Below are 5,937 nucleotides of genomic sequence, written 5' to 3' on the forward strand. Positions count from 1 at the left end.
CGAGCGCCTCGGCCGGCTGCGCCGCCGGCCCCCGGACCGCCCGCAGCCGTTCGCGCTCGGGGGAGAGCGGGCGGCGCTCCCGCACCCAGCCGGGCCGGCGCCCCTGGCGGGCCCGACGGCGCAGCTCCGCCCGCCCGTTCCCGAGCAGCAGCAGCGCGCCGGGAACGACGAACACCGCGACCCCGAACAGCGTCCCCCCGGCCAGGGCGCCGGTCTGGGCGACCCCGAGCACCAGCCCCAGCGCGAGCAGCATCCCGGCGAGGGTCAGCAGCGTCGTCGCCGTCGAGGGGTCGTTCGGCCAGATCGACCGCCCCGCCGGCGCCGGCGGGCGCAGTGGCAGCGGGTCGGGCGTGAAGAAGAGCGGCGCCCGCGCGGCCCGGTCCCGGCGCGCCTCATCGGCGAGGCCCGCGTCGATCTCCGCCGAGTCCTCGGCGGAGATGACCGACTCCTCGACCCGCTGGATCACATAGCGCAGATGGTCGGTCACCTCGGCCCGCCGCGCCTCGGGCAGCGCGGCGATCCGCCGCTCGAAGTCGCCGGCCGGGTCCGCGCCGGCCGTGCCGCCCGAGCCCGCCTCCTGCTCCGCGGTGAGCGCGGCCATCAACAGGTCGTCCACCAGCCGCGCGGCCTCGGCGTAGCCGCCGACGTCGCCCGACCCGGCCCCGTTCGCCCCGGCCACGTTCCCTTCGGCGTCGGGCCACGCGCCCAGCGCGCCGTTCAACGCCCGGCGCAACGGGACCCAGTCCTCGTCCGTCAGGTCCTCGGGCGAGCGCCGGCTGACGATCGTCAACACCCAGCCGTAGTAGCCCTCCCGCGACCGGTGGCCCCGGCCGATGGCCTCCTCGACCAGCTGTCTGGCCCGCACGCGCATCCCCGCCGTCAGGCACCGCATCCCCTCGGCGAAGACCTGCTCGGGGGAGGCCGCCGGGTCCAGCAGGTACTGGTTGACGTACTGGTCCCCGTGCAACACCCCGATCCCGCCGTGCGCGATGTCCCCGCTCAGCGCGCCGATGCCGCTGTTGTTGGTGATCCGGGGTCCCGGGTTGGTCGATCCGTTCATCACTGCCCACCTCTCAGGGTGTTGACGAGGTTCCTGATGGGCTCGGCGATCGCGCCGACCCCCGCCACCAGCGCGCCGAGCTTCACCAGCGCGCGCGTCAGCGTGCCCCGGCTCTCCTCGTCCTCCGCCCTGGCGCACTCCTCGGCCGTGTCCAGCTCGCGCGAGGCGTCCTGGTAGGTGCCGGCGTCGATGTCCCTGCGCTCCAACGCCTCCTTCAACAGGGCGCGCAGCGCCTCCAGCTCACGGGCCAGGGCCTCGCCCTCGCCCTCGCCCCCGGCCCCAGGGGTGGGCCGGGGGCCGAAGTCCTGGGTGACCGCGCCGTGCACCACGCCGATGCCGCCGTCCCTGATGTCGCCGAAGAGCTGCCCGATGCCCGCGTTGTGCCCGATCAACGGCCCCGGCCCCGACGCCCGTTCACCCGACGCCCGTTCACCGGGCGCCCGTTCGCTGGACGTCCGTTGGCCCGGCGTCCGTTGGCCCGGCGTCCGTTCGCCCGGCGCGGGCACGGGCCCCGCCGCCCCGGTCGCCCCCGGCGACCAGGCGTGCCCCGGCACCCGGACCCAGATCGTCTCGTTGGCGATCTCCTTCGCGTCGAACCGCACCGGCCGGTACTCGGCCGCGTCGATCCCCGGATGGTGATGGCTGACCACCTTGCGGTGCCACTCGTCCGAGACCGCCACCACCAGCTCGGCCTCAGGAACGGCGGCCAACGCGTCCCGCAGCGGCTGGTGATCCACCATCCGGCAGGCCGTGTTGAGGTCGGCGCCCACCCAGCCGTGCCCGTCGTGCGCCACCTCTCCGCCGTGCAACGCCACCCGCATCCGCAGCCGGCCCTCCCCGCCACTGGTCCGCGCGTGGGAGCGCAGCCCCTCCCGCAGCCGCTCGACGAACGGACCGGTCACGTCCTCCTTGGGCACCGTTCCCGGCAGCAGCAGGAAGGCGCCGTCGCCCCGGTCCTCGGGCGCGGGCCCGGCCTCCGCGTCGATCCCCGCCCCCTCGAAGGCGTCCCGCAACAACTGGCGCAGCCGAGCCCGAAGCCAGGACTGCACCGGGTTGGGCCGCCGCCCGAAACCCTCGATGTCGACCACCACGATCGTGTGGTACGTGTACTTCACCGGCATGAATCCCCCTTACTGGGCTGACGCTGGACCGCCGCCACACGCGGCGCGAACGGGCGGGCCGGCGCCCCCCGCCGACCCGTCGGCCCGCCCGCGCACCACCAGGAAACCCCCGAACGCCCGCCCACACCGCGTCAGATGACGCATCGGACATCTTCAGTCAGAAGCCGTCACAAACCGCCGCGAGCCATAACGAAACGAAGATCTACCAACACGAACCGAACGCGAACCAAAGGCGAACCGTCGCGGGCCGCTCAGCCGCGTCGCCACTCCCGCAGCCCCGCCAGGTCCACCACCAGCGTCTGGCCTCGCTCGCGCACGATCAGCCCCTCCGCCGCCAGCTCGCCCAGCGCCCGCACCAGCGACTCCCGCGAGGTCCCCGCCGCCCCCGCCAGCTCCTGCTGGGTGACCCGCACCGCCAGCGCGCCCGGCGGCTCGGCCGCCTCGACCCCGTGCCGGCTCGCCATCTCCCACAGCACCCGGGCCACCCGCACCCCCGCCGGATAGGCCCCGTGTTCGGCCCGCAGCCGGTCGGAGTCGCGCAGCCGCACCGTGACGCTGCGCAGCACCGCCAGCGCCAACTCGCCGTGCGCCGCGAGCAGTCGCCGGAACCGCTCGCCCGGCACCACCGTGCCGTGCACCGCCCCCAACGCGGTCGCCGTCGCCGAACGCGGCCCGCCGTCCAGACACGACAGCTCGCCCAGAAGCTCGCCTGGCCCGCGCACGGCCAGCACGCTGGTGTAGCCGTTGGCCGACTCGGTCGTGATCTTCACCAGCCCCGACTCGATCAGGATCACGTCACTCGACGGCGCGCCCTCCACCAGCACCGCCTCCCCGCGCTCCCAGCCGCGCGCCCGGCCCGCCCCGTGGACCAGGCCCAACTGCTCGGGGGTGAACGCGTCGCCCGAGACCATCGCCCGACCTCCCTCACGCCTCACCGAAAACGCCGGCGCACGCCCCGCCTCGGGCGCCGCCCTCGCCGCAGCGTAGAGGCCGGGCCTCCCGCGCCGCCGGCACTTCGGAAAGTCCCGGACACCGCGCGCCCCGGGACCATCCCGCGCGCCGGCGTCCGGGAACGACACAGCCGGGGGCCCGAGCGGCGAAGGTGAACGGCCATGCGCCATGCTTGCCCGGAAGGACCCAGGCCAGGCAGGGAGCGACGCATGACATCCACCTTCCCCGACATCTCCCTCAGTACCGAACGGCTGACGCTCCGCCCGTTCGAGGAGCCCGACGCCGACGAGCTGGCCGCCATGATGAGCGACGAGCTGAGCGTCGCCTGGACCTCGGCGCCCATCCCCTACACCCGGCGCGAGGCGTACGACTGGATCACCCGGGGCGCCCCCGCCGAACGCACCGAGGGCCGGGGCATCGTGCTGGCCGTCGCCGAGTACCTCACCCACCGACTCGTCGGCTGCGTCCACCTGATGAACACCGACTGGCGCACCCTCAGCACCGAGGTCGGCTATGTCGTCGCGCCCTGGGCCAGGGGAGAGGGCTACGCCGCCGAGGCCGTGCTGGCCGTCGCCCAGTGGCTGTTCCGCGACCAGAAGTTCGAACGCCTCGAACTCCGCACCGCCGCCGGCAACACCGCCTCCCAGCAGGTCGCGCAGAAGATCGGCTGCATCAGCGAGGGCGTGCTCCGCAACGCGCTGATAGTGCGCTCCCGCACCGAGGACGGCGGCTGGACCGACATCCGCACCGACCTCATCGTCTGGGGCCTGCTCCCCGAGGACATCGAGGGCATCGAGGGAGTCGACGGCATCGAGGGTCTCAACGGCATCGACGGGCTCGGGAGCCACCCGGACGCCTCGACCGAGGGCTGACCGCCCGTCGCGGTAGGCTCAACTGCCGTTCCCACCCACCGCTCCCCGCAGGAGACCCCTGACCATGGCCGACCGCGTCACCGTGATCGGATGGGACGGGTCCCCGCTCGCCCCGGCCGCCGTGACCGCCCTGCGGGCGGCGACCCTGGTCGCGGGAGCCCCCCGCCACCTCGCCCTGCCCGACGTCCCGCCGCACGCCGAGCGCGTGGTCCTGGGCAGCCTCGTCATCGCCGCCGAGCGCATCGCGGCCCACCGGGGCACCGCCGTGGTGCTGGCCGACGGCGACCCCGGCTTCTTCGGCGTCGTCCGCGCACTGCGTGCCCCGGCGCACGGCCTGGAGGTCGAGGTCGTGCCCGGCGTCTCCGCCGTCGCGGCGGCCTTCGCCCGCGCCGGGATGCCCTGGGACGACGCCCGCATCGTCGTCGCCAGCGAACGGAACCTGCGCCGCGCCGTCAACGTCTGCCGCGCCCACCCCAAGGTCGCCGTCCTCACCTCGCCCGACGCCGGGCCCACCGAGATCGCGCTGCTCCTCGGCGCCGAGCAACGCACCTTCGTCATCTGCGAGTCGCTGGGCACCGAGCGGGAACGCGTCACCGTCCTCACCTCCGACCGGGTGCCCCAGCACCGGTGGACCGACCCCAACGTCGTCATCGTCATCGGCGGCGCCGTTCCCCACTCCAGCACCAGCAGCTGGCTGGCTGGGCTCGCCACCGGCGACGTCCCCGAGGGCCCGCGCGGCTGGGGCCTGGACCCGGCCGCCTACGGACAGCCGGAGCCGCCGGCCGCGACCGAGGGCGCGGGCCGCGACCGCCGGCTGCGCGCCCTCGAACTCGCCGCCCTCGGCCCCCGCTTCGGCGACCTGCTGTGGGACGTGGGCAGCGGCAACGGGCTGACCGCCATCGAGGCCGCCCGGCTCGGCGCCGCCGCCATCGCCGTCGACCGCGACCCGCGCGCCGCCGCCCTCACCGAGGCCACGGCGCGCCGGGTCGGCGTCCAGGTCCGCTGCGTGCGCGGCGCCGCGCCCCAGGTGTTGACCGACCTGCCGCAGCCGGACCTGATCCGGGTGGGCGGCGGCGGCCGGCGGGTCCTGGTGGCCTGCGCCGACCGCAGGCCCGAACGGCTCGTCACCCACGCCATGACCCGCGACCAGGCCGAGGAGGCCGGCCGGGAACTCACCGGCGCAGGCTACGCGGTGGAGTGCAGCCTGGTGCAGTCCGTTGAACTCGCTGCCCAGGACTGGTCGGAACGCGGTCGAAGCGTTGTCTTTCTGCTCGTCGCACGCCTGTTGTCGTCATCCACCTGACAAATACGGATCATCCAGGGACAGTCGCCCACCCAGCGCCAGCCTCGGGTCCCATCCCGGGTAGGCTGAACGACCGTTGCGCCGTCGGCCGGCCACGCGGTTTCGTCCCGCTTGGTCCGGACAAATGGCAACGGAAGGAGCACATGCGATGGGCGAGGTGGACGCATGACGGACGCCCCGGGCGAGATTCCCGAGCGGGAAGCGCCGGAGCAGCCGGAGCGGTTGGAGCCTCCCACTCCCGCCGCCTACCCCTATCCAGGACAGCCCGTCGCGGGACAGGTCCCGGTCGCCGACGAGGACGACGAGGCCGAGGAGGAGCTGCTGATGCCCGGCAGCGCCGCCGCCTGGGGCGAGTCGCCGCAGCCGGCCCGGCCGGCCCAGCCGGTCGCCCCCGCAACGCCCGCCCCACGGCCCCGGCAGAACGTGCGCCCGGTGCCCAGCCCGGGCCCCCACCCCACCGAGCCGGAGTACCTCGACGTCCCGATGACCCACGCCGACCAGCCGTCGCCGACGCAGCCGACGGCCACCCCGGCGCACGGACAGCGGCCTGTCCCGGCGCAGGCCGCGTCGCCCGCGCCCCCCGCGCACGCTGCGCCCAACCCGCAGGCGGCGCCGGCCCCTTCGCAGCCG

5 protein-coding genes and 1 pseudogene are annotated in these 5,937 nt (G+C 75.2%); 3 read left to right on the plus strand and 3 right to left on the minus strand.

The features are described from left to right. The 3 genes from EBN88_RS27935 to EBN88_RS27945 all read right to left on the minus strand — a co-directional run. The coding region (locus tag EBN88_RS27935; protein ID WP_147472876.1) for a hypothetical protein at nt 1–1,060 on the minus strand (1,060 nt) is incomplete at its 3' end. Next, nucleotides 1,060–2,175, minus strand: coding sequence for a hypothetical protein (locus EBN88_RS31380; protein ID WP_199742513.1), 1,116 nt, complete (start codon nt 2,173–2,175; stop codon nt 1,060–1,062). The genes EBN88_RS31380 and EBN88_RS27935, both read right to left, overlap by 1 nt. 257 nt (nt 2,176–2,432) lie before the next feature. Further along, on the minus strand, nt 2,433–3,092 hold the full coding sequence (locus EBN88_RS27945; RefSeq protein ID WP_122399822.1) for a Crp/Fnr family transcriptional regulator: 660 nt from the start codon (nt 3,090–3,092) through the stop codon (nt 2,433–2,435). A gap of 249 nt (nt 3,093–3,341) precedes the next feature. Here EBN88_RS27945 and EBN88_RS27950 point away from each other — a divergent pair, with 249 nt between their 5' ends. From EBN88_RS27950 to EBN88_RS32500, 3 genes and pseudogenes are all read left to right on the plus strand, one after another. Further along, nucleotides 3,342–4,004, plus strand: coding sequence for a GNAT family N-acetyltransferase (locus EBN88_RS27950; protein WP_122399823.1), 663 nt, complete (start codon nt 3,342–3,344; stop codon nt 4,002–4,004). A gap of 64 nt (nt 4,005–4,068) precedes the next feature. Beyond that, entirely contained in the window at nt 4,069–5,307 is a 1,239-nt protein-coding gene (cbiE, locus tag EBN88_RS27955; protein WP_122399824.1) for a precorrin-6y C5,15-methyltransferase (decarboxylating) subunit CbiE, read from the plus strand. A 165-nt stretch (nt 5,308–5,472) separates the two neighbouring features. Then, a pseudogene (locus tag EBN88_RS32500) lies at nt 5,473–5,937 on the plus strand (hypothetical protein); the annotation flags it as partial.

The organism is Streptomyces triticirhizae (assembly GCF_003696235.1).
GTDB lineage: Bacteria > Actinomycetota > Actinomycetes > Streptomycetales > Streptomycetaceae > Streptomyces > Streptomyces triticirhizae.

What these genes read in the sequence shown, in the direction of transcription:
- EBN88_RS27945 (WP_122399822.1), bottom strand. Translation starts at nt 3,092, where the DNA reads ATGGTCTCGGGCGACGCGTTCACCCCCGAGCAGTTGGGCCTGGTCCAC.
- EBN88_RS27950 (WP_122399823.1), top strand. Translation starts at nt 3,342, where the DNA reads ATGACATCCACCTTCCCCGACATCTCCCTCAGTACCGAACGGCTGACG.
- cbiE (WP_122399824.1), top strand. Translation starts at nt 4,069, where the DNA reads ATGGCCGACCGCGTCACCGTGATCGGATGGGACGGGTCCCCGCTCGCC.